Below are 22,178 nucleotides of genomic sequence, written 5' to 3' on the forward strand. Positions count from 1 at the left end.
CGCTTAAGACAAGCTTTTGCTTATTGTGTCGAACATCGTGTCGATACTGCCGGAGATATCGTCAACAAAGCCCGCCAGCACCACTGCGACCATCGCCGCGATGACCGCGTACTCGATACCGGAAGCCCCATCTTTGCGCTGCAGGAAATTCTTGCAGTGAAGGATGACCAGTTTAAGCAACATGACCCAGCTCCTTGCGGCGACAGCGCCGACGTCAAATGGTGTCAAAGTGACTCCAATATGCCATCAAAGAATCGCCGAGCCTGAGCCGTCTGCAAATGTAAGAAAGTATTAGCTCTATAAGACTAATCACAAAGTATTAATAACGAATGAATTCAGTAAAAGACTGTTTTCATTGGATACCCGCCCGAAACAACAAAAAAAGCCCTGTGCTCATGGCGAACGGCAATGGCTGCGCTACCGTGTAATAGCGAAATAGTACCCTTTTGCCACTATTCGATGAGTGCAGGGAGGCCATAGATGAGCAGTCGCTTGACCATGTTCCTGGCTGCGCTTTTCCTCCTCGGGGCACTACTGGCTGGCTACTGGGGTTTCGTGCTGAGCCGCCCTGCCCCGCCACCTGTACCCGTCGTCAACACCACCGAGCAGCCTAGCGTCGTGATGGCCGCTCCTGCCCCGCAGGCGCCCGAACCTCAGCGCTCGCCGATCGTTGTGCTGCGCAAGGCGCTGCCGGCCAATACCCCGGTAACCGAGGACGACGTCATCGTCGAGCGCCTGCAGGTGGTACCTAGCGGGGCATACCAGGCCATCGACCAGGTGGTGGGCCGCGCCAGCGCCAGGCCTCTCGCCGCGGGCAACTGGCTGGATGAATCGAGCTTCAAGGCGGGTGGGCCGCTGGCGCGGATGATCCGGGTCCACGAGCGCGCCGTTGCCGTGGGCGTGGACGAGGTGGTCGGTGCTGCCGGGCAAATGCACCCAGGTGACTACGTTGACGTGCTGGTGTTTCTGCGTGAAGAGGCCAACAACCCGCAGTCCTCTGCCCAGGTCGTGTTGCCAGCCCTGCGTGTGCTCAGCGTCGGCGAGCAACTTGGCCTGGCCAATGACGGCCGGCCAGCACAGACCGCCGAAGAGCAGAAGGCCCGCCGCGCGCAGGCAAACAGCCTTACAGCCACCCGCACCGTAGTCCTGGCGGTACCCGAAACCTTGGCGAGCCGCCTGCTGCTGGCGGCCCAGGTCGGCACCTTGCGCCTGGCCGTGCGCAGCGCCGATGAACAGCGGCTGGCGCGCTATTGGGCAGAGCCGGATACCCAACCGCAGGTAGAAAGCATCAAGCGTGAGCTCTACCGCTTCAGCCAATTGTCCCAGGCCCCACTGGCCAACCCTGCCCACAGCCCTGCCGTTGCGGGCATGCAGATCATTCGTGGCGCCCAGGCCACCAACGCCCCAAAAACCCCCTGACAAGGCAAGGATGCAGTATGCGTAGTTCCGAGCGTTGCAGTTCTCGACGATTACTCAGCCAGGTGTGCCTTGCCGTGCTGACGGCTGCACTCTTGCCACTGGCCCATGCCGCCAGCAAAACCTGCGAAGCCTACAAGCAGTTGCCCTCGGTCATTGAAATGGACCAAGGCCTGCAGCAAGAGCTGCGCCTGCCGCTGGCGATCAGCCGAGCCGCCATCGGCGACCCCAAGGTCGCCGACGTGCAAGCCAGCGGCGAGCGCGCGGTGCTGGTGACCGCCGTGGGCCAGGGCAATACCACACTCATGCTGTGGACGGCCTGCGCGCCCGAGCCACACCGGGCCATGCTGTTCGTCAAGGGCCAGGCCAGTGCCGACATGGCCGAGAACAGCTTGCCGCCGTCGCTGGATGCCCAGTTGCCCAGCCAGGTGCAGGCTGACATCCGCTTCGTCGAAGTACGCCGCAGCAAGTACATGGAGGCCGGCGCCCGGCTGTTCTTCAGCGGCTCGAACAACAGCCTGATCGGCTCGCCAGGTACCGTTCCAGGCACCTCGGTGAGACCGGGCGCGGTACCGATCGCGCCCCCGGCAATCCCGCTCGACAACGGTGTGTTCAACATCGTCTGGGGTGGCGGCAGCAGCCGCTTCCTCGCGGCCATCAACGCCCTTGAGAACAGCGGCTTCGCCTACACCCTGGCGCGCCCAAGCCTCACCGTGCTCAGCGGCCTGACCGCAAGCTTCCTGGCCGGTGGCGAAATCCCCATCCCGGTGCCCAGCTCGGGCAGTGACAACGTCTCGATCGAGTACAAGGAATTCGGGGTACGCCTGGCGCTGACGCCGACCGTGATCAGCCGCGACCGCATCACCCTGAAGGTCGCTCCGGAAGTCAGCGAACTCGACTACACCAACGCGGTGACCATCGCCGGCACTCGCGTGCCGGGGCTAAGCGTGCGGCGCACCGATACCAGTATTTCCCTGGCCGATGGCGAGAGCTTCATCATCAGCGGCCTGGTCGGCAACAACACCCGTTCGGCCGTGGACAAACTCCCCGGGCTGGGCAACCTGCCGATCCTTGGTGCGTTCTTTCGGCAATCGGCCCTGGTGCGTGAGGAGACCGAGTTGCTGATGATCGTCACCCCGCACCTGGTGCAGCCACTTGCCGCCAATGCCCGCCTGCCGCAGTTGCCAGGCGAAGGGTTGCGCACCTACGACCCCAGCTGGGGCCGGCTGTTCTTCATGGAAAACGGCAACTTCGATGGGCAAAGCGGGTTATCACGATGAACGAGAGCCTCAACCAGACCTTCCTTGGTATCACCCGCAACGAAGAGGACCTGCAGTGGCTGCAGACCGCGCTGGCCCCCCAGGGCCAAGTGATCGGTACCAGTGGCGGCAGCCTCGACGAGTTGCTGGCGCTGGTCAACGCGACCTTCGCCACGCTGGTTTTCATCGGCCTGGACCGTGACCACCTGGTCAACCAGTGCGCGCTGATCGAGGGTGTCCTGGAAGCCAAGCCGATGCTGGCGATCGTCGCCCTGGGCGATGGCATGGACAACCAGCTGGTGCTGCATGCCATGCGCGCCGGCGCCCGCGATTTCGTCGCCTATGGCTCGCGCGCCAGTGAAGTGGCCGGGCTGGTGCGGCGCCTCGGCAAGCGCATGCCAACCGTCACCAGCAACCCCAGCCTGGGCGGCCTGACCGTGTTGTATGGCGTACAGAGCAGTGCCGACGGTGCGCTGTTGACCACGCACCTGGCGCGGGTGATACAGGACAGCGGCCAACAGACCCTGCTGCTCGACCTGGGCATGCCACGTGGCGACAGCCTGGCCCTGCTCGGGCTGGAAGCGTCGTTCTACTTCGGCGATGCGCTGCGCCATCTACGCCGGCTCGACACCACCTTGATCGACAGTGCCTTCACCCGCGACAAGAAGGGCCTGCGCCTGCTGACCTGCGCCGTGAGCGACGAGCCGCTGCAACTGACCAGCCCCGCCGAGCTGTACATGCTGCTCAGCGCACTGCGCCAGCACTTCCAGCATATCGTCGTGAACCTCACCGGGCATGCCGACAGCGAGGCCCTGCGCACTATCGTCAGCCACTGCGACAAGCTCATCGTCTACACCGACCAGAACATCCTCGATTGCCGGCGCAACCTCGAAGTGCTGGAGCTGTGGCGTGATCATGGCATCAAGCTGGAGCACGCCAGCCTGCTGGTGGACCGTTACCTGAGCCACGTCGCACCGGACGCCGAGAGCCTGGCCAAGCGTTACGGCCTGCCGCTGCTCAAGGTCATGCCCGACAGCCCCGAGGTGCGCCTGAACGTGAAGAACCAGGGCCTGAGCCTGTTCGAACTGGCCCCGCGGGAAAACCTGACACAAGCCCTGCGCGGTTTGGGTGAGCGGCTGGCGCAGCGTTCGGAAACCCTTTCGCCAGCGGGCTTCACCTGGCTGCGCAAGCTGTGGGGCAGCAAATGAACAGCGACCAGCCGTTCGGCGGCCAGCAGCATGCCTCGGGCGACCCCTATGCGCTCAAGCGCGCGCTGCACCGCTTCGCTATCGACGCCATCGAAGACAGCGGCCGCAACCTGTTGGAGGGCACGCGCCCGGCGCTGACCCAATTCGTCCTGGAACAGGTCGGCGACTATGTCGCGCGCCTGCGCCTGGCGTTGTCACGTTACGAAATGGAGCGCCTGGCCGAGGAGCTGGTCGACGAGCTGACTGGGTTCGGGCCGCTGGAGGTGCTGCTGCGTGATGCAAGCGTCACCGAGATCCTGGTCAATGGGCCGCATCGGGTATTCGTCGAACGGGCCGGGCAGTTGCAACAGACCGACCTGCGTTTTATCGACGCCCATCACGTCGAGCGGGTCATGCAACGCATCCTCGCCCCGCTGGGGCGGCGCCTGGACGAATCCTCGCCGATGGTCGATGCCCGCCTGCCCGATGGCAGCCGCGTCAATGCGATCATCCCGCCCGTGGCGCTCGACGGCCCGTGCCTGTCGATCCGCAAGTTCCGCCAGGACATGCTCAAGAGTGCCGACCTGCTCGCGACCCGCGCCATCGACCAGCACATTTTCGATTTCCTCGAGCGCGCCGTTGGCCGGCGCTGCAATATTCTGGTCAGTGGCGGCACGGGCACCGGCAAGACTACCCTGCTCAACATCCTCAGCCAGATGATTGCCCCGCGTGAGCGCCTGGTGACCATCGAAGACATCGCCGAACTGCAACTGCATCACCCCCACGTGGTGCGCCTGGAAACCCGCCCGCCGAATGCCGAGGGACACGGCGAGATCAAGGCCAGCGAGCTGATCCGCAACGCCTTGCGCATGCGCCCGGACCGCATCTTGCTGGGTGAAATCCGCGGCACCGAAGTGCTCGACGTACTCACCGCCATGAACACTGGCCACGATGGCTCGATGAGCACGGTGCACGCCAATACCGCACAGGATGCACTGCTGCGGCTGGAAACCCTGGTTGGCCTGAGCGGGCGGCAAATTGCCGAGAAAACCTTGCGACAGATGGTTTGCGCGGCGCTGGATGTGGTGATCCAGCTGACCCGCCTGCCCGATGGCCGCCGCTGCGTCAGCGAAGTACTCGAAGTGGTTGGCGTGCGCGACGACGTGTATGTGACCAATACCCTGTTCCGCCTCGATCGCCGCGGCGGCGAAGTTTTCGTGCGCGAGGCGCCACACCCGGCGGGCAGCAAGCTGCGCCATGAAGGTGGGCAGTGATCGGCCCACTGCTGCTGGCACTGGCGCCCCTGTTGCTGGGCGTTTCCTTGGTGCTGTTGCGCCTGGGCCTGTATAAACGCAGCGAAGAGCGGATTCTCCAGCGCCTGGGGCGTGCCTTGCAGCTGGCAAGCAACAGCAACGCCCGGCGCGACTGGCTCGAGCCGCTGTTGCAGCGTGCGGGGCTTGGCGCAGGCGACTGGCAACCGCAGCGTTGGCTCCTCGCCTGGCTGGGCCTGGTGCTGCTGGCACTGATCGGAGCGGGTTGGCTAGCGGGCTTGATGGTGCTGACAGGGCTGCCGGTGCTCGCTTATCTCATCCTCAGTTGGCTTTGCCGCCAGCGCGCACGGCAGCTTGTGGAGCAGCTACCCGCGCTGCTGGACTATAGCGTGCGCAGCCTCAAGGCCGGGCGAACCCTCAATGATGCAGTGCTCGGTGGCATCGACAGTGCCCGCGAGCCGCTGCATTCGGCCATGGTCCGGGTGCGACGCAACGTGCAACTGGGCGTACCGCTGGACGACGCGATCAACGAACTGGCCGAACTGTACGGCCAGGACGAACTGCGCTTGTTCGCCATGGGCTTGCGCATCAACCAGCACTACGGCGGCAACACCAGCGAACTGATGGAAAACCTGATCAAGCTGATCCGCGAGCACGAACAAGGCAGCCGCCAGCTCAAGGCCATGACCGGTGAAACCCGCGTCACCGCGATAATCCTCGGCGCCTTGCCGGTGTGCATGGTCGGTTACTTCATGCTGGTCAACCCGCACTACCTGTTGGCCATGTGGCAGGACAGCAGCGGGCAGATGATGCTGCTGTTGGCCTTCGCCCTGCAGGTACTTGGCTGCCTGGCCCTGTGGCGCATGATGAGGAGCCTCTGAGCATGGCCTTGTTACTCTGCGCCTTGTGCTTGCTGATCGCTGCCTGCTTGCTTGGCCTGCAGGCCGCCCGCCAGTTGCGCGCCCGTTTGCTGGTCGCCCGCCGCCTGCAGGGGCAACTGGCGCGCGAGACGCGCCTGGGGGAATGGCTGCACTGGTTGGGCAGCAGCCCGCTGGGGCAGCGCTTGCAGAAGCTCGACGGTGAAAGCCAGGCCTTGCTCGACCGCGTCGGTTGGCGCCGTAGCCGCCAGCGCGCGCTGTTCGCCGCCGTGCAACTGGGATTGCCACTGCTCGCGGCGCTACTGACCTTGCTTGTGCAACAAGGCGTGCTGGGCGGTGAAGTGACGCACGGCTTGATCTGGCCGCTGTGCGCCTTGGGCGTCGCCTACCTGCTGCCCAAGCGCTTGCTGGCGGTCGCCGCCAAGCGCCGCCAGCAACGTATCGCCCTGGAAGTGAGCCTGATGATTCCACTGCTGCGCATCCTCTTCGAAACTGGCCTTGCCGTGGAGCAGGCGCTGCGCGTGCTGAGCCAGGAAGGCCGGGCACTGGTGCCGGAAATCAGCGCAGAACTGCGCCAGGTGCTGCAGCGGGTGGACTCGGGCCTGGCGCTTGGGCCGGAGTTGGAAAAAGCCGCCCGCGTGCTGGCCGTGGACGAGTTCATCGATACCTGCGTGATCCTCCAGCAGTTGCTGGTACAGGGCACTGGCGCGATGAAGTCGCTGCTGGCGCTCAAGGACCTGCTCGACGACCGGCGCCTGACGCGCATGCAGGAACGGGTATCGAAAATGTCGGCAAAGATGTCGGCGGTGATGATGGTGTTTCTGTTCCCGGCGTTGCTCATCGTCCTTGCCGGGCCGGGATTTTCTGCACTGGCGCGGGCCTTGAACCCCTAGGGAGTGATGGATGAAAGTGATCCTGTTGTTCACCGGCCTGATACTGCTGGCCGGCTGCGCCGGGCAGCCGCCAGCAGAACTGGGGCAATGGTTCGGTACCAGCAGTTGCGGCAAGCCGGACGCCGACCAGCAACTGGCGCTGAACCTGGCGGACGAGATGCTCAACGACGGGCGCCCGCATGCCAGCCTCGCGCACCTGCAGCAATTGCCAGATAACCTCGACCAGGTGCGCCTGCGCAAAGCCAAGGTCTCGCGCCTGCTTGGCCTGAGCGAAGCCGAGCCCTTGTACCGCAGCCTGCTCGGCGGTTGCCTGGCGGCAGAAGGCGAGCACGGCCTGGGCCAGCTTGCCTCGGCCCGTGGTGACGACGTACAGGCCTTGCAGAACCTGCAGCGCGCCGTGCGCCTTGCCCCCACCGACGAGCGGGTGCGCAACGACCTGGGCGTGGTGTTGATGAGCCTGGGGCGCTATGAACAGGCGCGCTTCGAGTTGCTTACCGCCATCGAGCTCAAGGATGACAACCCGCTGCCCGCGGTCAATCTGGTGGCCCTGTCACTGCTGCAGAACAACTGGCAGCAAGCGACCGACCTGGTCAGCCGGCTGCAGCTCAAGCCGCTGCAGTTCGCCGAAGCCCAGGCACGCGCCAGGCAGATCCAGAGCAACGGCCGGGAGCCACTCGCTGCGGCTGATGGCGCAGCTTTTACGCGGCATTGAGCAAGAGGAGAAGCCCATGATCAGGTATGTGATGCTGCTGGCCTGCTGCGCAAGCGTAGCGCTGGCCTGGGCAGAAGACAGCCCACGCCAGCAGCCGCAAGCGCTGACGGCCACCGAAACGCTGCTGCGGGTGCAATCCAGTGGCGAGCAGGCGTCCAGGCGCTTGCAGGTGCAGACGGCGCGGGAGCGCGATCTGTCGAAGCAACGCTGGCTGGAAACCTACAAATATCCCATCCCGGATTTCTATCGCTGGTCCAAGGTGACTGAATCGAACAACTGAGACACCGCGTCACTGAAGACAGATGCTGGTCAGCAAAAAACCGAGCAGCACACAGGGCGCGAACGGCTGCTTGCCATGCTGCGGCGCTGCGCTGCGCCGCAGCAGCCGTCGCCCGACAGCCCACACCAGCAGCGCAGCCCCGGCACCGATGAAGGTGCCAAGCACATGGCCCTGGCTGGTGGCCAAGGCCAGCGCGCCAAGCAACTTGACGTCACCGGCACCAAAACGCCCGAGCACATAACCGGGTAACGTCAGTAGCAGGACGATAGCCAGTGCGATGCCGGCATCACTGGCCTGGGCGCCAAGCAAGGTGCGCCCGGTGGCGAACAACCACACCAGCGCGCAGGCAGCGGCACCCAAGGTCAGCACATTGGAAATCTGCCGTTCACGCACATCTTGTCCGCTGCACAAGGCAAGCCACGCAAGCAGCGCAATGCTGGATATTGGCAATTGGCCATCCCTGTTCGGCGAACGGTTCTATGCTGTCATTCAGGACTTCTGGTCAGGGTAGACGCAATCATGCAAGCAGGCCCGGCAGTACGGCAAAAAGGCGCAGCAGCGCTGGAGTTCGTCTTTGTCTTCATGATCTTTTTTTCGGTGTTCTACGGCCTGGTCAGCTACACCCTGCCAATGCTGATGCTGCAATCGTTCAACCAGGCCAGCAGCGAGGCCGTGCGCCGCTGCGTCGCCATCGACCCGAACAGCGCCAACTATGCCGCCGATGTAGAGACGCTTGCCCACGCGGTAATTCGCCAGCAGTTGTCCTGGATGCCCACGGCGCTCGCCTTCCAGGCGAACGATGCGCAGGTGAGCATCGGCCCGGACAAACTGCTGAAAGTCACGATCAGCTACCCCAAAACGAAACTGACCAATGTGCTGCCGCTGCTGAGGCTACCGCTGATTGGCGAAGTGCCGCGCCTGCCTGAGACGCTGCAGGCCGAAGCGAGCCTGCAGCTATGAGCGGCCTGTTCGACCGCTGGCTTGGCAACCAAGACGCAGAGCCGCTGGCCGAGCTGCCGCCAGCCGTTGGCCTGCAGGTTTGGCTGGATGATCAAGGGCACGTGCTGCGTCTGTCCGGGCCCTTGCGCACAGTGTTGGCCGCGCCTGGCCAGGCCCCCACGCACGTGCAGCACTACCTGTACCGCCACAGCTGGCTGGTCGTTGAAGGTGTGCCTGCCGACTGGCAAGGGCAGGCGCTGGACCTGGACTTCGTTACCGTGCACGACCACGCCCTGCATACCCGCGGCTGGCTGCAACGCCAGGGCCCGGGCTGGATGCTGCAGCTGTTCGATATCGGCGACTTGCTGCACCAAGGTGCTAGGCACGAGCAGTGGCAAACCCTGCACCAGCTGGCCGCCGACATCGGCCAGGCAATACGTGACTGCAGCGAAGAGTGGCTGGCGCAGACCACTGCCGAGCAACTACAACACCTGGCCGAACACTGGCACGCTGGCTCGGTGCGCCTGCTGCTGGCAGACGAGTCCGGCTGGCGGACGCATGCCTGCAGCGAAGGCGACTGGCCCTGGCCCGATGACGAACGCCTGCAACCCTGGCTGCAAGCACTGCCCGCGCGTTTTCAGCAGGTAGCACCCGATGCAGCGCAATGGCGGGCGCTGTGCGCAGGGTTGCCGCTGTTCCTCCTGCCATACAGCCACGGCCATGCCATTCAGGCCTGGTTGCTCTGTGCGGGGGCACCAGCAGTGCCTGCGCCAGAGGCGGCCAATGCACTTTTCCAGGCCCTGATCGAGCCGTTGCTGGCGCGTCTTCGCCAGCACCAGTTGCAACAACGTTCGCGCCATCTGGACGAGCTGCAACAGCAATTGGGCGCCGGGTGGTGGGAGTGGCCACTGCAGGGACCACTGCGTTTCGCCCCGGCGCTGGCGGCAAGCCTTGGCCTGCCGCGCGAGGTCAGCATCGAGCAATGGTTGTCGCGCCTGCACCCGGCCGACCGCGAGGCTGCGCAAATGGCCCTGGAGCAACTGCGCGATGGCGTTACCCTGAGCCTCAGCCTGCGCCTGCTCGAAGCTACCAGCGTGGCCAGCCCGCGCTGGCTGCACTGGGTTGGCCAACTGCATGGCCGCCAGGCGTATGGCTTCTTGCTCGACATCAGCGCGCTGAAGGCCCAGGAGCTTCAGGCCGGCGCAGCCCGCGCGCGGTTGGAGAACCTGATCGCCAGTTCGCCTGCAGTGATCTACATCCAGCGCTACGCCGAAGGCGCGCTGCACAGTGAGTTTTTCAGCGCTAGCCTGGCGCCGATGCTGGGCTGGCCCAAGGGCAGTGAGCTGGCGCGGCAGCCGGGCCAGGCAGTGCACCCGGACGACCGCCCGCTATGGCTCGAACGCACTCGCACGCTGCTGCGCGATGGCCAGGTACGCAGCCGTTATCGCCTGCGCGATCAACTGGGTGGCTATCACTGGGTACTGGACGAAGCCCGCCTGTTGCGTGACGACCTTGGCCAACCGGTCGAGGTGGTCGGCTTGTGGCTGGATGTCAGCGAAGCGACCGAGGCCGCCGAGCGCGTGCGCCAGAGCGAGGAACGTTACCGGGTGTTGGTGGAAGACTCGCCAGCGATGATCTGCCGCTACACCCCGGACCTGCAGTTGCTGTTCGGCAACCGGCCGCTTGCCGAACTGCTGGAGTGCACGCCGCAGCAGCTCAACGGGATGAACCTGGGGCAGTGGATGTCCGACAGCCAGCGCACAACGTTTTTGCATCGGCTCGCCACGCTGACCCCGCAGCAGCCATTGAGCAGCGCAGAGGTGTGCCTGCAATTGCCAGGGCGCCGCAATGCCTGGTGGGTGTGGGCCGAGCGCGGGCTGTTCGATGACCGCGGGCAACTGTTGGAGGTACAAGCGGTGGGGCGTGACAACACACCAGTGCGGCACAGCCAGCAGCAACTGCTGCAAGGTGCCAAGATGGCCACCCTGGGCGAATTGGCAACGGGCTTGGTGCATGAAATCAACCAGCCACTGACTATGCTGCGGCTGGCTGTGATCAACACCCTGAAGCACCTGGGAAGCGGCAGGGCCGATGTCGAATACCTGACGGGCAAACTGCAGCGCATCGACGCCCAGGTCGAGCGCGCTGCACGCCTGGTCGAGCATCTGCGCAGCTATGGGCGCCGCTCCGAGGTCGAACCCCAGGCGTTCGCTGCGTGGGTAGCGGTGCATGCTGCGGTGGAGTTGCTGGCTGAAGGGTTGAGCGGCAAGGGCGTTGCGTTGCAAGTCGAGGAGCCAGACCTGTGCCCGGAAGTGCTGGGCCATGAGGACCAGCTCGAGCAGGTACTGATCAACCTGATCATCAACGCCCGTGACGCGCTGCTAGAGCGGCGGGTTGCCAGCCCTCGGATCAGCGTGAGCCAGCGCCTTGAGCAAGGGCAGCTGTGCCTGCTGGTGGAAGATAACGGCGGTGGTATCGACCCGCGCCTGCTCGAACGCATCTTCGAAGCATTCTTCACCACCAAGCCCGCCGGGGTCGGCACGGGGCTCGGCTTGTCGGTGAGCCACGGTATCGTCGAGGCCATGGGCGGCAGGCTGGAAGCGCGCAACAGCGGCGAAGGAGCATGCTTCCGGGTGTGGTTGCCGGTCTACAGTGCCAGCTGAGCGCGGCCGCCGGAGCAACTGAGGTTGGCGCCGACCTCGGCATTGACCAGGTCTATGCCCAGGACTTTAAACAAGACATTGACCAAGGGGGCGAGCAACGGGCTGAGCAGGTTCTTGATCAAAGGTTCTACGATGCCTTTGACACCGCTGAGTACGTTGCCGGCGATCACCAGCACTTCGCCGAGGCCGCCGCTGGCCGCAGGTTTGTAGGCTTCCAGCTGTATGCCCTGCAACGTATCGGTGAGGCTGCTGACGACATTGTTGTTGGCGGTTTGCATGTTCTGGTAAGCAGGGGTGAGGCCAATGTTTGGTGGCGTGCTGTCGGGGGCCTGGAACAGCAGCGGGCGTTCGACGGCTCCACTGCCCAACACCTTGCTGTTGACACGCAGGCCAAGGCCGCCTGCGGCGAAGGGTATGCGAGCCTGGCAAGTACCGATACCAAGGACCTGGCTACACCGCTTGGTTCCGATATCTACCAGTGGCAACGCTTTGACCACAGTAGTGCCACTGGTGAAAAACGCATCCACCGACTCGAAACGCCCAACTGCAAGCTTGGCAGCTGAGCTCTGGGTCTGTGTCGTCAGACGCTTGGGTGAGCAACTGAACGTGTCAGGCGATAACGGGTTGAGCCTCGTCGTCGCTTCTGCCACCTCAAGACCAATATCCAGCGACAACTTGTCCGGGACCAGGACTATATCGGTAACAGTACACGGCACGCCGACCAGGCATAGCACCGATTGCAATGTACTGGCGAGATTCAGGCTGAGCAGGTTGTTAAGCACATTGGTTATCGGCCCGACGAGGTCCAGCACCGCATTGAGCAACCCAAACACCGAGTTGAGCAATGGCAAGTCGAGCGAAATCATCGCCCGCACCTGTGCCGTGTGCACCCGCAACTCATCAGTGCGCGGGTCGCCCACCGCTGAAATCTGCTGCGGCTCGATCACCTTCAGACGCACCCTGCCATTGACCAGCCCCAGCACGCTTATCGGCAAATCCACCGTTGCTGCACTTTCACTGACCGCCAACTGGATCACCCCCTGCACCAGTTGCAATAACTGGATACTCGCATCCAGCCCAGCCTGTGCCGTGCCGTTCTGGATATCGAGCAAGTCCCCCAGCTGCAGCAACGTACTGTTGCTGGCGCCAAGTGCCACCTTGCCCAGGTTGGTCACCACATTTGCCGCCGCACCGCTCTGCTGCAATACCTTCACCGCCGCTTGCAGCAATTGCGTAGCAGTGGCGTCGGCGGTGAGCAATTGCTGGTAGTCGCCTGCCTTGAGGTCGATGGCCAGTTGGTCGAGGTAGCCGAGCAAATTGAGCTGGGTGCTGGCGATGCCTTGCCAACCGGCCAAATCAAGCTGCACGGTACCACCCAAGGCACTGAGCAATGCATTGAGCAATACCGACTGCCGCGAGTCGACAGTCGCCAGCGTGGTCCTGACACTCAACATCGCCTGCGGCGGCATGGGCAGCGATGCCACCGCATGGGCCTGCAAGGTCGTGGTCAATGGCACGCCACTGCCCTGCGCCAGGCTATAGACCCCGCCAGCAACACTGGTGGCCACCGTGTTGCTCACATCCACCCGGATGGCTTCATTGCGGTCGTTGTCACGGGTGAAGGTACGCAAGCTGTTGGCGCCAGTCTGCAAGTACCCGCAACTGGCCGTCAGCGGGTTGCCGGGCGCATGACCATTGCGCGTGGCAGCGGCGCGGGCAATCGCCGTGGCCTGAGGCCCGCTGCCGGTGCACACGGCAAACTGGCCGGCAGCCTCCAGCGCAGCCATGTCGGCAATGCGCTGCAGCTTGCGTTGTTCGAGGTAAAGCCGGCCGCTGTCGATCACCACCAGCATGAACAACAAGGCAAGGCCGAGGGTGACAACGGCCATCAGGCCGATCGCACCCCGTTGGCGGGCAGCAGACGAAGGAACCACGGGCACTCCTTTGCAGGCCTGAGGCCAACCTGTGCGGCTTTGGTGAAAGGAGTGTAGCCACGATAGTGGCCAATTGCCCTGCCCCTACCCCGGCAAAAGCACTGTCGATCAATGGCCCTGAACCAATCCAGCAGTTGCCCGGTCAACTTCTGCAGTCAATATTTGCAGGTCTCCAATCATGAACAACCCATTCGACCAGATCAGCGCCGCCTTCGCCCCCGAGTACCGCGTCAACCTGAGCATCGAGCGCCTGGATGGCAGCATCATGCTGACCCTGTCCGACGACGCCGGCGTGGTCGCCAAGCGCCTCATCAGCCAAGCCCAGCGTAACGACCCGATGCGCCTGCAGCGGGTGATCGACAGCATCCGCCTGGGCCTGGCCATCGAACTCAGCCAGAACCCCATGCAGGTGCTGGCAGCGCTGACCCGGGACGCACGTCATGGGCAGCGCGCTTTCCTGGCCAACTGAGGGCTACTTGCCCTCCTCCACTTCCTTGCCGTTGGCGTCCAGCACCTTGGTCGAGGGGTAGCGGTACGAGGCGTAGCGCACCACCAGGATCGAGAACGCCAGCAACAGGATGCCCCCGCACACGTACAACAGCCCTTCATCCGGCGCTTTGTGGTGCGAGACATCGCCGATCAGCAGGCGGGTCAGCGCGGTGATCGCCACGTACAACAGGAAGCGGATCGGCATATGGTTGGTCTTGAAATAGATACCGACCATCGCCCCCAGCTCCAGGTAGATGAACAGCAGCAGGATGTCATCGACACTGACCCCGCCCTTGCCGAGCATGTCCAGGAAGGTGGTCACCGCGGCATAGGCGGTGATCGCGCCGATGCCGAACAGCGCCAGGTAATGGAAAGCCTCGACGCACAGGTTGCCCAGCGAGTCCGCCGAGCCGTGCAAGCCGTTGCGCAGCTTTTCTGCCCATTTGATGTTCACGATGTTCCATTCCCCGATACGTCTTGAAGGATGATGCGTCACCGGTGTGACGCTTGTGCCATGCAGTTAAAGGGCCAGGCCCTTGCCTTGGGAAGGCGACCGATTGCCGCAAGGCACTTTGAGACATGGTGGATTGCGTGGAGGCTGCCGGGTGTTCGGCGTGACGGTTTTGGCGCCTGTGAGATCGAGCGCCGCCCGCGCGGCGCATCGCGGGCAAGCCCGCTCCTACATTTGTTTCGGGCCAGTTACTCCTGCTTGCTGCGCGCTCGCCCCCTGGGTGCATGGCTGGAGATTGCAGAAAAGCACGGGCGACACCTTCGATATCGAAGGGAAAAAATCAGATTAAACCCCTTTTCTGTAGGGCATTTCCCAAAGACACACCCTGCCATTTTGGTGTTAGGCAATGCGCACCAGTCTTGGGTGGTCGTTGCCAATCAACGATCGGCTTTGACAGGCCGCCCTGAACTAACCGCATGGCTTTGCCTTTATGGCAGCTGTCATGGGGCACCTCGTGTGCGCCGGGTATCCCGTGCAGGGATGCCCGCGAGCAGTCTTCGGAGTTGATGGGGTATGTGCGCGAATTGACCATCACCGGGTTGATGGATGAGAAGCCGATGATGATATGGGCTGCGCATTACCTGAGTGCGATGGCCAAGGCGCTGATGGATGATGCTGAGTTGGGGATGAAGCAGTGAGGGTTTGGCTTTAGGTTGCAGGAGGGCTGGCAGGGGTTCGCCGTGGCATTTTTGGCGCCTGTGAGATCGAGCGCCGCCCGCGCGGCGCATCGCCGGCAAGCCGGCTCCCACATCTGTTTCGGGCCAGTTACTCCTGCCTTCTTCGCACTCGCTCCCTGGTGCATGGCTGGAGATAGCAAAAAAGCACAGGTGACACCTTCGGTATCGAAGGGAACAAACAAGGCAAGCAGCGGTAAATCCACAGGAGAGATTGGCCCGAAACAGATGTGGGGCTTGCCCCGCAAAACACCCCGCTACAATTTCTGCTTGCGAACCAACCAACATTGCCATTACTGTATATAAATACAGTAAAACTGCAACATAACCAGCAAAAGGCATAGAGGTGATGAATGGCCGTCGAAGTGGTGTACCGCAGCAGCCGCGACCCGGAGCGCTTGTTCATGGATAAGGCCGAAGCAGACCGTCACGACAAGATGCTCGAACTGGCCGAGCGCCTGGCTGAAGTGCTGCACAAGGCAGTGCCATCGCTGACCGAGCAGCAGGTCGAGGAGGCGGGTATCTACATGGCCAAGAACCGCGATGTGTTCGCCCGGGCGTTCAAGAGCCAGCCGGATGCGCTGGCCGAGTTGCTCGACGGGCCGTCAGCAGAGTGATTACCTGCACCGGCCTCATCGCCGGCAAGCCAGCTCCCACAGGTACCGCACAAATCTTGAAGGTTGTGCAGTACCTGTGGGAGCTGGCTTGCCGGCGATGAGGCCGGTGCAAACAACACAAATCCATCAGCCGTACAGCAACCGCTCCGCCAACATCTGCGCCACCCGCGCCGGCGAGCGCTTCTCCGCCTGGGCATGGCCGAACACTTCGGTCAGCCGCGAAGGTATTCGCGCCAGGTGCGAGGTGATGGTGCCCAGGTCCTCGCCACGATGGGTGAGCGCCACGTAGATCAAGCCACCGGCATTGATCACGTAATCGGGCGCATACAGTATCCCGCGCGACTCCAGCTGGTCGGCCACCTGCAAGGTGGTCAGCTGGTTGTTCGCCGCCCCCGCCACTGCCGCGCAACGCAATTGCATCACGCTCTGCCCATTCAGCACCGGCCCTACACCGCACGGGGCAAAGATGTCGCAGGGGGTGCTGATCAACGCATCGTTGGTCACCGGGTGGGCATTGAACTGCTCCACCGCCAGCCGTACCCGCCCCGGGTCCAGGTCGCTCACCAACAGTTCCGCCCCCGCCGCATGCAGTTGCTCGGCCAGGGCATAGCCAACATTGCCCAGCCCTTGCACCGCCACCCGCAGGCCTTCGAGGTTGTAGCTGCCCAAGCGGGCATAGGACGTGGCGCGGATGCCGGCGAATACCCCCATCGCCGCATGCGGTGAGGGATCGCCCGAGGCCGTGGTGCTGGTCACATGCGGTGTGCTCTGGGCTATGCAGTCCATGTCCAGGGTCGAGGTGCCACTGTCCACGGCAATGATGAAACGCCCCTGCAAGGTATCGACGAAGCGGCCGAAGGCTTCGAACAATGCGGCACGGTTTTCTACATGGGGGTTGCGCATGATCACCGCCTTGCCGCCACCCAGCGGCAAACCGGCCAATGCCGCCTTGTAGCTCATGCCCTGGGCCAGACGAATGGCGTCGGTCATGGCACTCTCGTCATCGGCATAGGGCAGGTAACGGCAGCCCCCCATGGCCGGGCCCAACTGCTCGCTGTGGATCGCCACCACGGCCTTCAGGCCCGTGGGCGGGTCGGTAAACAAGTGCAGCGATTGGGTACGGGTGCTTTGCATCAGTGCGAACATCGACAGGCTCCCCACAAGGTGCTCCTTCCAGTATAGGCTTGGCCCCGGGGCTGACGCCGCCGCCGGACCACTGGACGAAACCGCGCGCCACGACTAATACTCAAACGTGTGTGGAGAAGCCCCATGAAGCCACGTCAAGCCTGCCTGGCCTGCCTGGAACGCGAGCCTGTCGCCCTGCTGGAAGCCGCATTGTGGATTGCCGCCGAGCACGACCGTAGCGTCGAGCCCGCAGCGAGCCTTGCCACGCTACATGACCTGCAGCGCGAGATCAGCGCCAACCTGCCGATGCTGCCCCTTTACGAACTGGCCCAGCCACTGCTGCGCCAACTCAATGCCCTGGGCTTCCAACAGGATGAATACCACCCCCTGCGCCCGCATGCCGCCATGATGGACAAGGTGCTGCAGCGCCGCCGTGGCCAACCACTGACCCTGGCCATCCTTGCCCTGGAACTGGCCCGGCGCCTGTCCATCCCGCTGGAAGGCGTAGGCTTCCCCGGCCATTTTCTGCTGCGCGTACCGGGTGCCGACCACCTGCTCGACCCCTGCGGTGGCCGGCGCCTGTACCCCAACGATTGCCGCGAGCTGCTGGCGCGCCAGTTCGGCCCGCACCTGGCGCTGACCGCCGAGCACATGCGCAGAGCCAGCCCAATGCAGATGCTGCAGCGCCTGTCACGCAACCTGCGCCAGTTGCATATCAGCAACGACGAGCACCTGGCGGCGCTGATCGATGCCGAGCGGGTCATGCAACTGGGCCCGGTGCAGGTCAGCGACTACGTGACCCGCGCCTCACTCTACCAGCACCTGGATTGCCCGCAGGCCGAGCGCTTCGACCTGGAGCATGCCTTGCTGCTGACGGACGACCCGGTCCAGCGCCTGAAGCTGTCCGAGCGGATCGGCAAGCTTCCGGCGACGAACCGCTCGATTCACTGAGCCGGGCTGTCCGGCTGGCGGGCGGGATGGGCCTTGACGAACGCTGGGTGCTCGGCCGCCAGCGCGGCAACCCGAAGGATGCGCGGGAAACCGTCGAGGTCGATGTTGAAGCGCTCAGCCGCGTACAGCTGCGGGATAAGGTACACATCTGCCAGCCCCGGCTCATCGCCAAAGCAAAAGCCGTGATCGCCAATCAGTTGCTCCACTGCCGCCAGCCCCTGGCTGATCCAGTGACCAATCCACTGGTTGACCTGGGCCTCGTCCTGGCCTGCCTGACGCAGTTGGTTGAGCACGCTGACGTTGTGCAGCGGGTGGATGTCGCAGCCAATGATCGCCGCCACGCCACGCACCTTGGCCCGCGCCTCGGCCGTGGCCGGCAACAACGCGGGCTGTGGATAAACCTCTTCCAGGTACTCGATGATTGCCGGCGACTGCACCAGCAACTCACCGCCGTCGGTACGCAAGGCCGGCACGCGACCCTGCGGGTTGACCGCGACATAGCCCGCACCGCGTTGCTCGCCCTGCAGCAGGTTGACCGGCAGGGACTGGTAACCCAGCCCCTTCAGTGCCAGGGCGATGCGCACCCGGTAGGACGAGGTGGAACGGTAATAGGTGTACAGCTCCATGCCCCTGCCTCCTCAGTTGGCCGCGATGACCGTGCCACGGCATTCGCCGAAGCCGATGCTGGCCACGCCGTCACGCGTGCAGCGGGCACGCAGGATGATCTCGTCGCCGTCCTCGAGGAACTTGCGTACCTCGCCGCTGGCCAGTTCCACCGGCTGCTTGCCGCCTTCGGTGATCTCCAGCAGGCTGCCGAACGAACCCGGCGTGGCGCCCGACAACGTGCCCGAACCGAACAGGTCACCCGGTTGCAACTGGCAGCCGTTGACGCTGTGGTGCGCGACCAGCTGCGCCACGGTCCAGTACATGCTGCGGGTGTTGCTCAAGGTCAGGCGGTGCGGAGCTAGGCCCTGTTCGCGCATGCGCTCGGTCAGCAGCAGCACTTCGAGTTCGATATCGAATGCACCAGCGGCCTGGTCGCGCTTGTCCAGCAGGTACGACAGTGGCTGCGGGTCGCCTTCCGGGCGTGCCGGCTGGGCGCAGCGGAACGGCTCCAGTGCTTCGGCGGTGACTACCCAGGGCGAGATGCTGGTGATGAAGCTCTTGGACAGGAACGGCCCCAGCGGCTGGTACTCCCAGGCCTGGATATCGCGCGCCGACCAGTCGTTGAGCAGGCACAGGCCAGCCACATGCTCGGCGGCATCGCCAATGGGGATCGCCTGGCCCATGTCGTTGCCTTGGCCGATCCAGATGCCCAGCTCCAGCTCGTAGTCCAGGCGGGCGCAGGGGCCGAAGCTCGGCTCGGTGTGCCCGGCTGGCAGGGTCTGGCCTTTGGGCCGGCGCACGTCGGTGCCGGACGGGCGGATGGTCGAGGCGCGGCCGTGATAACCGATTGGCACGTACTTGTAGTTGGGCAGCAGCGGGTTGTCGGGGCGGAACAGCTTGCCAACGTTCTTGGCGTGCTCGATACCCACGTAGAAGTCGGTGTAGTCACCGATCTGCGCTGGCACATGCAGCTGGCAGTCGCTGGCCGGATACAGCGCCGGCTGCAGCACAGCCTGGTGTTCGCTGTGCTCGTCCAGCAGCACCAGCAGGCGCTCGCGCAGGGCAACGCGGGCGCTGCGGCCGAGGGCGAAGAAGGCGTTCAGTGCCCCGCCGCGGGTGGCTTCGACAGCGGCCTTGGCGGCACCGTCGAACAGGCCGGCGGCCAGCACTGCCTCCAGGTCGAGGATGGCTTCGCCGATGGCCACGCCGCAGCGCTTGGCCTCACCCGGCCGGCTGAAGATGCCCAACGGCAGGTTCTGCAGCGGGAAGTCGCTATGCCCGTTGGCGTGCTCGACCCAGCTACGGGCATTGGCAGTGTGGTTCATGGGTTATCTCCGGTTCGGGTTGAAGGTGCTCGGCAGGGTGGCCCAGCAACTATCGTAGTCGGCCTGCAATTGCGGGCATTCAAGGGCTTGCAGGCTCGGGCGCAGCACTTGGCTGGTCTCGAACATGAAGGCCATGGTGTTGTCGATCTTGTGCGGCGCCAAGTCGGCGGCAATGGCCTTTTCGCAAGTCTCCGCGTCGGGGCCATGGGCGCTCATCACCCCATGCAGCGATGCACCGCCCGGCAGGAAGCCCTCGGCCTTGGCATCGTAGGCGCCGTTGATCAGGCCCATGAACTCGTTCATCAGGTTGCGGTGGAACCAAGGCGGACGGAAGGTGTTCTCGGCCACCATCCAGCGCGGCGGGAAGATCACGAAGTCCATGTTGGCCAGGCCATGCACGCTGGTCGGCGAGGTCAGCACGGTGAAGATCGACGGGTCCGGGTGGTCGAAGCTGACCGTGCCGATGGTGTTGAAACGGCGCAGGTCGTACTTGTAGGGCACATTGCTGCCGTGCCAGGCGACCACGTCCAGCGGCGAATGCTGCAGCTCGCAGGCCCAGTGCTCGCCGAGGAACTTCTGCACCAGTTGCACCGGGCCCTGGGCCTCTTCGTAGTGCGCCACCGGGGTGAGGAAATCGCGCGGGTTGGCCAGGCCGTTGCTGCCGATCGGGCCCAGGTCCGGGATGCGCAGCGGCGCGCCGTGGTTTTCGGCGATGTAGCCGCGGGCCTGGCCGTCGAGCAGTTCGACGCGGAACTTCATGCCGCGCGGGATCACCGCGATTTCCAGCGGTTCGACCTCCATCACCCCCAGTTCGGTGGCGATGCGCAGGCGGCCCTGTTCCGGCACCAGCAGCAGTTCACCGTCGGCGTTGAAGAACACCCGCTCCATGGAACGGTTGGCGCGGTAGATGTAGATGCTCACGCCGGCCGGTTTTTCCGCGGCGGCGTTGGCCACCATGGGCAGCCAGCCTTCGATGAAGTCGGTTGGTTCGGCGGGAATCGGCTGGGGGCTCCAGCGCAGGCGGTTGGGGGTGATGGCACCCAGTGGCCCGGTCAGTGGCTGGCGCGCCAGGCGCTCGAAACGTGGGTGCAATGCAGACGGACGAATGCGGTACAGCCAGGTGCGGCGCAGCTCGCTGCGGGCCATGGTGAACGCCGTGCCCGAGAGCAACTCGGCATACAGCCCATAGGGCGCCTTCTGCGGCGAGTTCTGCCCGACCGGCAAGGCGCCTGGCAGCGCTTCGCTGGCAAACTCGTTGCCGAAGCCGCTGAGGTAGTGAAGGTCGGGTGACGTGTCGCGATTCATCGATGCCTCCGGGCTCTGGCCGAGCCGTTGCTGGCAGCTGGCTGCTGACCCGGAGCGGGGTGGCAGCGCGTCTGCATTGTTTTTATCGTAATCAGATTACGAATAACGTAATTTGCTACGAGCAATGCGTCAAGCTATAAAGGCGCGACTCGAAGAATCTGGAAGATGATGTCCATGGCCAAAGCCAGCTCCCCTGCCGACAACGGCAAGCAGAAAGTCCGTTCGGCAGAGGTCGGCACCGACATCCTCAAGGCCCTCGCCGAACTCTCCCCTTCCACCTCCCTGTCCCGCCTGGCGGAGCATGTGCAGATGCCGGCGAGCAAGGTGCACCGCTACCTGCAAGCGTTGATCGCCAGCGGTTTTGCCGAACAGGATGCGGCCACCAACCATTACGGCCTGGGGCGCGAGGCATTGCGTGTGGGGTTGGCAGCGCTGGGCAGCATCGATGTGCTGAAGATTGCCGCGTTGCCGTTGTCGCAATTGCGCGACGCGTTGAACGAGAGCTGCTTCATTGCGGTATGGGGCAACCAGGGTGCGACGGTGGTCAGCATCGAACCGGCGGTGCGCGCGGTCACCGTGGTCACCCAGATGGGCTCGGTGTTACCGCTGCTCACCTCGTCCACCGGCTTGGTATTCGCCGCCTACCTGCCCGAGCGCGAGACCGTGGAGTTGCGTGACCAGGAGCTGGCCGCCCTGCAGCACAGCGCCGACGACTACCAGCCGGTACTGGCAGCCATTCGCGAACGTGGCCTGCACCATGTGCATGGCCTGCTGATGCCGGGCGTGGATGCGCTGTCGGCCCCAGTGTTCAATGCCATGGGGCAGATCGCTGCGGTGATGACCGTGGTCGGGCCTACGTCGATCTTCCATGCCGATGAACATGGCCCGGCGGCGCAACGGCTGCTGGCGGCGGCGCGGGAAACCAGCTGGCGCATGGGCTATTCGCCAGCCGACTGAGTACCTACGGCACTATTGCCCGATACGTAAAGGTGAATGTCACAAGCGGCTATTTTTCTCGCCGGATCAAGGCCTTATTCTTGACCCACTGGCCGGCATGAAGGGCTCTCCCCCCCGCCTTTCAGGCCCGCGAGGTTCACCGACGTAGATTTTGAAGCTCCTTGATCTAACGTCTCGATTGGCCGC

23 protein-coding genes are annotated in these 22,178 nt (G+C 64.0%); 15 read left to right on the top strand and 8 right to left on the bottom strand.

Annotated features, from left to right (window positions below; translation table 11 throughout):
• Window positions 1-3 precede the first annotated feature (3 nt).
• Window positions 4-183 carry a Flp family type IVb pilin gene (locus TZ03_RS14580; protein WP_051098693.1) on the bottom strand — a complete coding sequence of 60 codons (180 nt, stop codon included), beginning with the start codon at window positions 181-183 and terminating at the stop codon, window positions 4-6.
• Window positions 184-480: 297 nt separating this feature from the next.
• Between TZ03_RS14580 and cpaB the strand changes: the two genes are divergently transcribed.
• From cpaB to TZ03_RS14620, 8 genes are read left to right on the top strand one after another with little or no spacing between them, the layout of a single operon-like run.
• Window positions 481-1,419 carry a Flp pilus assembly protein CpaB gene (gene cpaB, locus TZ03_RS14585; RefSeq protein ID WP_051098695.1) on the top strand — a complete coding sequence of 313 codons (939 nt, stop codon included), beginning with the start codon at window positions 481-483 and terminating at the stop codon, window positions 1,417-1,419.
• 17 nt (window positions 1,420-1,436) lie between these two features.
• Window positions 1,437-2,696, top strand: coding sequence for a type II and III secretion system protein family protein (locus TZ03_RS14590; RefSeq protein WP_051098697.1), 1,260 nt, complete (start codon window positions 1,437-1,439; stop codon window positions 2,694-2,696).
• Window positions 2,693-3,883, top strand: a complete 1,191-nt coding sequence (locus tag TZ03_RS14595; protein ID WP_051098699.1) for a pilus assembly protein — start codon at window positions 2,693-2,695, stop codon at window positions 3,881-3,883. Before TZ03_RS14590 ends, TZ03_RS14595 begins: the two co-directional genes overlap by 4 nt.
• Window positions 3,880-5,136 (top strand): CpaF family protein, encoded by a 1,257-nt coding sequence (locus TZ03_RS14600; RefSeq protein ID WP_051098702.1) that lies wholly within the window; start codon window positions 3,880-3,882, stop codon window positions 5,134-5,136. The genes TZ03_RS14595 and TZ03_RS14600 overlap by 4 nt, the downstream gene beginning before the upstream one ends.
• Window positions 5,133-6,014: a type II secretion system F family protein gene (locus TZ03_RS14605; RefSeq protein ID WP_051098704.1), complete on the top strand. Its 882-nt coding sequence runs from the start codon at window positions 5,133-5,135 to the stop codon at window positions 6,012-6,014. The genes TZ03_RS14600 and TZ03_RS14605 overlap by 4 nt, the downstream gene beginning before the upstream one ends.
• Window positions 6,015-6,016: 2 nt before the next feature.
• Window positions 6,017-6,904 carry a type II secretion system F family protein gene (locus TZ03_RS14610; RefSeq protein WP_051098706.1) on the top strand — a complete coding sequence of 296 codons (888 nt, stop codon included), beginning with the start codon at window positions 6,017-6,019 and terminating at the stop codon, window positions 6,902-6,904.
• 10 nt (window positions 6,905-6,914) lie between these two features.
• Window positions 6,915-7,616 (top strand): tetratricopeptide repeat protein, encoded by a 702-nt coding sequence (locus tag TZ03_RS14615; RefSeq protein ID WP_051098708.1) that lies wholly within the window; start codon window positions 6,915-6,917, stop codon window positions 7,614-7,616.
• Window positions 7,617-7,632: 16 nt separating this feature from the next.
• Window positions 7,633-7,896, top strand: coding sequence for a DUF3613 domain-containing protein (locus TZ03_RS14620; RefSeq protein ID WP_051098710.1), 264 nt, complete (start codon window positions 7,633-7,635; stop codon window positions 7,894-7,896).
• A 9-nt stretch (window positions 7,897-7,905) separates the two neighbouring features.
• Here the strand turns inward: TZ03_RS14620 and TZ03_RS14625 are convergent, their stop codons facing one another.
• Window positions 7,906-8,340 (bottom strand): prepilin peptidase, encoded by a 435-nt coding sequence (locus TZ03_RS14625; protein ID WP_051098770.1) that lies wholly within the window; start codon window positions 8,338-8,340, stop codon window positions 7,906-7,908.
• Between the two features lie 75 nt (window positions 8,341-8,415).
• Between TZ03_RS14625 and TZ03_RS14630 the strand changes: the two genes are divergently transcribed.
• The gene (locus TZ03_RS14630; RefSeq protein ID WP_051098712.1) at window positions 8,416-8,856 is read left to right on the top strand and encodes a TadE/TadG family type IV pilus assembly protein; all 441 of its coding nucleotides are present in this window, start codon (window positions 8,416-8,418) and stop codon (window positions 8,854-8,856) included.
• Window positions 8,853-11,498, top strand: coding sequence for an ATP-binding protein (locus TZ03_RS14635; RefSeq protein ID WP_051098713.1), 2,646 nt, complete (start codon window positions 8,853-8,855; stop codon window positions 11,496-11,498). The genes TZ03_RS14630 and TZ03_RS14635 overlap by 4 nt, the downstream gene beginning before the upstream one ends.
• Here the strand turns inward: TZ03_RS14635 and TZ03_RS14640 are convergent.
• Entirely contained in the window at window positions 11,483-13,432 is a 1,950-nt protein-coding gene (locus TZ03_RS14640; protein WP_236692834.1) for a pilus assembly protein TadG-related protein, read from the bottom strand. The genes TZ03_RS14635 and TZ03_RS14640 overlap by 16 nt on opposite strands.
• A 178-nt stretch (window positions 13,433-13,610) precedes the next feature.
• Here TZ03_RS14640 and TZ03_RS14645 point away from each other — a divergent pair, with 178 nt between their 5' ends.
• On the top strand, window positions 13,611-13,901 hold the full coding sequence (locus tag TZ03_RS14645; protein ID WP_051098716.1) for a DUF3509 domain-containing protein: 291 nt from the start codon (window positions 13,611-13,613) through the stop codon (window positions 13,899-13,901).
• Window positions 13,902-13,904: 3 nt separating this feature from the next.
• Here TZ03_RS14645 and TZ03_RS14650 read toward each other — a convergent pair whose 3' ends face one another.
• Complete coding sequence (locus TZ03_RS14650; RefSeq protein ID WP_051098718.1) at window positions 13,905-14,375, bottom strand: phosphate-starvation-inducible protein PsiE; 471 nt, start codon at window positions 14,373-14,375, stop codon at window positions 13,905-13,907.
• A gap of 473 nt (window positions 14,376-14,848) precedes the next feature.
• Here TZ03_RS14650 and TZ03_RS14655 point away from each other — a divergent pair, with 473 nt between their 5' ends.
• Window positions 14,849-15,070, top strand: coding sequence for a DUF3077 domain-containing protein (locus TZ03_RS14655; RefSeq protein WP_051098720.1), 222 nt, complete (start codon window positions 14,849-14,851; stop codon window positions 15,068-15,070).
• 389 nt (window positions 15,071-15,459) lie between these two features.
• Window positions 15,460-15,723: a YebG family protein gene (locus tag TZ03_RS14660; protein WP_051098722.1), complete on the top strand. Its 264-nt coding sequence runs from the start codon at window positions 15,460-15,462 to the stop codon at window positions 15,721-15,723.
• A gap of 126 nt (window positions 15,724-15,849) precedes the next feature.
• Here the strand turns inward: TZ03_RS14660 and TZ03_RS14665 are convergent, their stop codons facing one another.
• The gene (locus tag TZ03_RS14665) at window positions 15,850-16,869 is read right to left on the bottom strand and encodes a Leu/Phe/Val dehydrogenase (RefSeq protein WP_051098724.1); all 1,020 of its coding nucleotides are present in this window, start codon (window positions 16,867-16,869) and stop codon (window positions 15,850-15,852) included.
• 123 nt (window positions 16,870-16,992) lie between these two features.
• On the opposite strand from TZ03_RS14665, the gene TZ03_RS14670 reads away from it, so the two are divergent.
• Complete coding sequence (locus tag TZ03_RS14670) at window positions 16,993-17,799, top strand: SirB1 family protein (protein ID WP_051098726.1); 807 nt, start codon at window positions 16,993-16,995, stop codon at window positions 17,797-17,799.
• Here the strand turns inward: TZ03_RS14670 and maiA are convergent.
• From maiA to hmgA, 3 genes are read right to left on the bottom strand one after another with little or no spacing between them, the layout of a single operon-like run.
• The gene (gene maiA / locus TZ03_RS14675) at window positions 17,793-18,425 is read right to left on the bottom strand and encodes a maleylacetoacetate isomerase (protein ID WP_051098728.1); all 633 of its coding nucleotides are present in this window, start codon (window positions 18,423-18,425) and stop codon (window positions 17,793-17,795) included. The genes TZ03_RS14670 and maiA overlap by 7 nt on opposite strands.
• A gap of 12 nt (window positions 18,426-18,437) precedes the next feature.
• Entirely contained in the window at window positions 18,438-19,730 is a 1,293-nt protein-coding gene (gene fahA, locus TZ03_RS14680) for a fumarylacetoacetase (RefSeq protein ID WP_051098729.1), read from the bottom strand.
• Window positions 19,731-19,733: 3 nt separating this feature from the next.
• Window positions 19,734-21,035, bottom strand: coding sequence for a homogentisate 1,2-dioxygenase (gene hmgA / locus TZ03_RS14685; RefSeq protein ID WP_051098730.1), 1,302 nt, complete (start codon window positions 21,033-21,035; stop codon window positions 19,734-19,736).
• A gap of 174 nt (window positions 21,036-21,209) precedes the next feature.
• On the opposite strand from hmgA, the gene TZ03_RS14690 reads away from it, so the two are divergent.
• Complete coding sequence (locus TZ03_RS14690) at window positions 21,210-21,992, top strand: IclR family transcriptional regulator (protein WP_051098772.1); 783 nt, start codon at window positions 21,210-21,212, stop codon at window positions 21,990-21,992.
• Window positions 21,993-22,178 lie beyond the last annotated feature (186 nt).

The sequence above is a fragment of the Pseudomonas sp. 10-1B genome, assembly GCF_000935045.1.
GTDB lineage: Bacteria > Pseudomonadota > Gammaproteobacteria > Pseudomonadales > Pseudomonadaceae > Aquipseudomonas.

Bases quoted from the DNA above. Each gene is read 5' to 3' on its own strand.
- TZ03_RS14580 (WP_051098693.1), bottom strand. From the start codon at position 183: ATGTTGCTTAAACTGGTCATCCTTCACTGCAAGAATTTCCTGCAGCGC.
- cpaB (WP_051098695.1), top strand. From the start codon at position 481: ATGAGCAGTCGCTTGACCATGTTCCTGGCTGCGCTTTTCCTCCTCGGG.
- TZ03_RS14590 (WP_051098697.1), top strand. From the start codon at position 1,437: ATGCGTAGTTCCGAGCGTTGCAGTTCTCGACGATTACTCAGCCAGGTG.
- TZ03_RS14595 (WP_051098699.1), top strand. From the start codon at position 2,693: ATGAACGAGAGCCTCAACCAGACCTTCCTTGGTATCACCCGCAACGAA.
- TZ03_RS14600 (WP_051098702.1), top strand. From the start codon at position 3,880: ATGAACAGCGACCAGCCGTTCGGCGGCCAGCAGCATGCCTCGGGCGAC.
- TZ03_RS14610 (WP_051098706.1), top strand. From the start codon at position 6,017: ATGGCCTTGTTACTCTGCGCCTTGTGCTTGCTGATCGCTGCCTGCTTG.
- TZ03_RS14615 (WP_051098708.1), top strand. From the start codon at position 6,915: ATGAAAGTGATCCTGTTGTTCACCGGCCTGATACTGCTGGCCGGCTGC.
- TZ03_RS14620 (WP_051098710.1), top strand. From the start codon at position 7,633: ATGATCAGGTATGTGATGCTGCTGGCCTGCTGCGCAAGCGTAGCGCTG.
- TZ03_RS14630 (WP_051098712.1), top strand. From the start codon at position 8,416: ATGCAAGCAGGCCCGGCAGTACGGCAAAAAGGCGCAGCAGCGCTGGAG.
- TZ03_RS14635 (WP_051098713.1), top strand. From the start codon at position 8,853: ATGAGCGGCCTGTTCGACCGCTGGCTTGGCAACCAAGACGCAGAGCCG.
- TZ03_RS14645 (WP_051098716.1), top strand. From the start codon at position 13,611: ATGAACAACCCATTCGACCAGATCAGCGCCGCCTTCGCCCCCGAGTAC.
- TZ03_RS14655 (WP_051098720.1), top strand. From the start codon at position 14,849: ATGGCTTTGCCTTTATGGCAGCTGTCATGGGGCACCTCGTGTGCGCCG.
- TZ03_RS14660 (WP_051098722.1), top strand. From the start codon at position 15,460: ATGGCCGTCGAAGTGGTGTACCGCAGCAGCCGCGACCCGGAGCGCTTG.
- TZ03_RS14665 (WP_051098724.1), bottom strand. From the start codon at position 16,869: ATGTTCGCACTGATGCAAAGCACCCGTACCCAATCGCTGCACTTGTTT.
- TZ03_RS14670 (WP_051098726.1), top strand. From the start codon at position 16,993: ATGAAGCCACGTCAAGCCTGCCTGGCCTGCCTGGAACGCGAGCCTGTC.
- maiA (WP_051098728.1), bottom strand. From the start codon at position 18,425: ATGGAGCTGTACACCTATTACCGTTCCACCTCGTCCTACCGGGTGCGC.
- fahA (WP_051098729.1), bottom strand. From the start codon at position 19,730: ATGAACCACACTGCCAATGCCCGTAGCTGGGTCGAGCACGCCAACGGG.
- hmgA (WP_051098730.1), bottom strand. From the start codon at position 21,035: ATGAATCGCGACACGTCACCCGACCTTCACTACCTCAGCGGCTTCGGC.
- TZ03_RS14690 (WP_051098772.1), top strand. From the start codon at position 21,210: ATGGCCAAAGCCAGCTCCCCTGCCGACAACGGCAAGCAGAAAGTCCGT.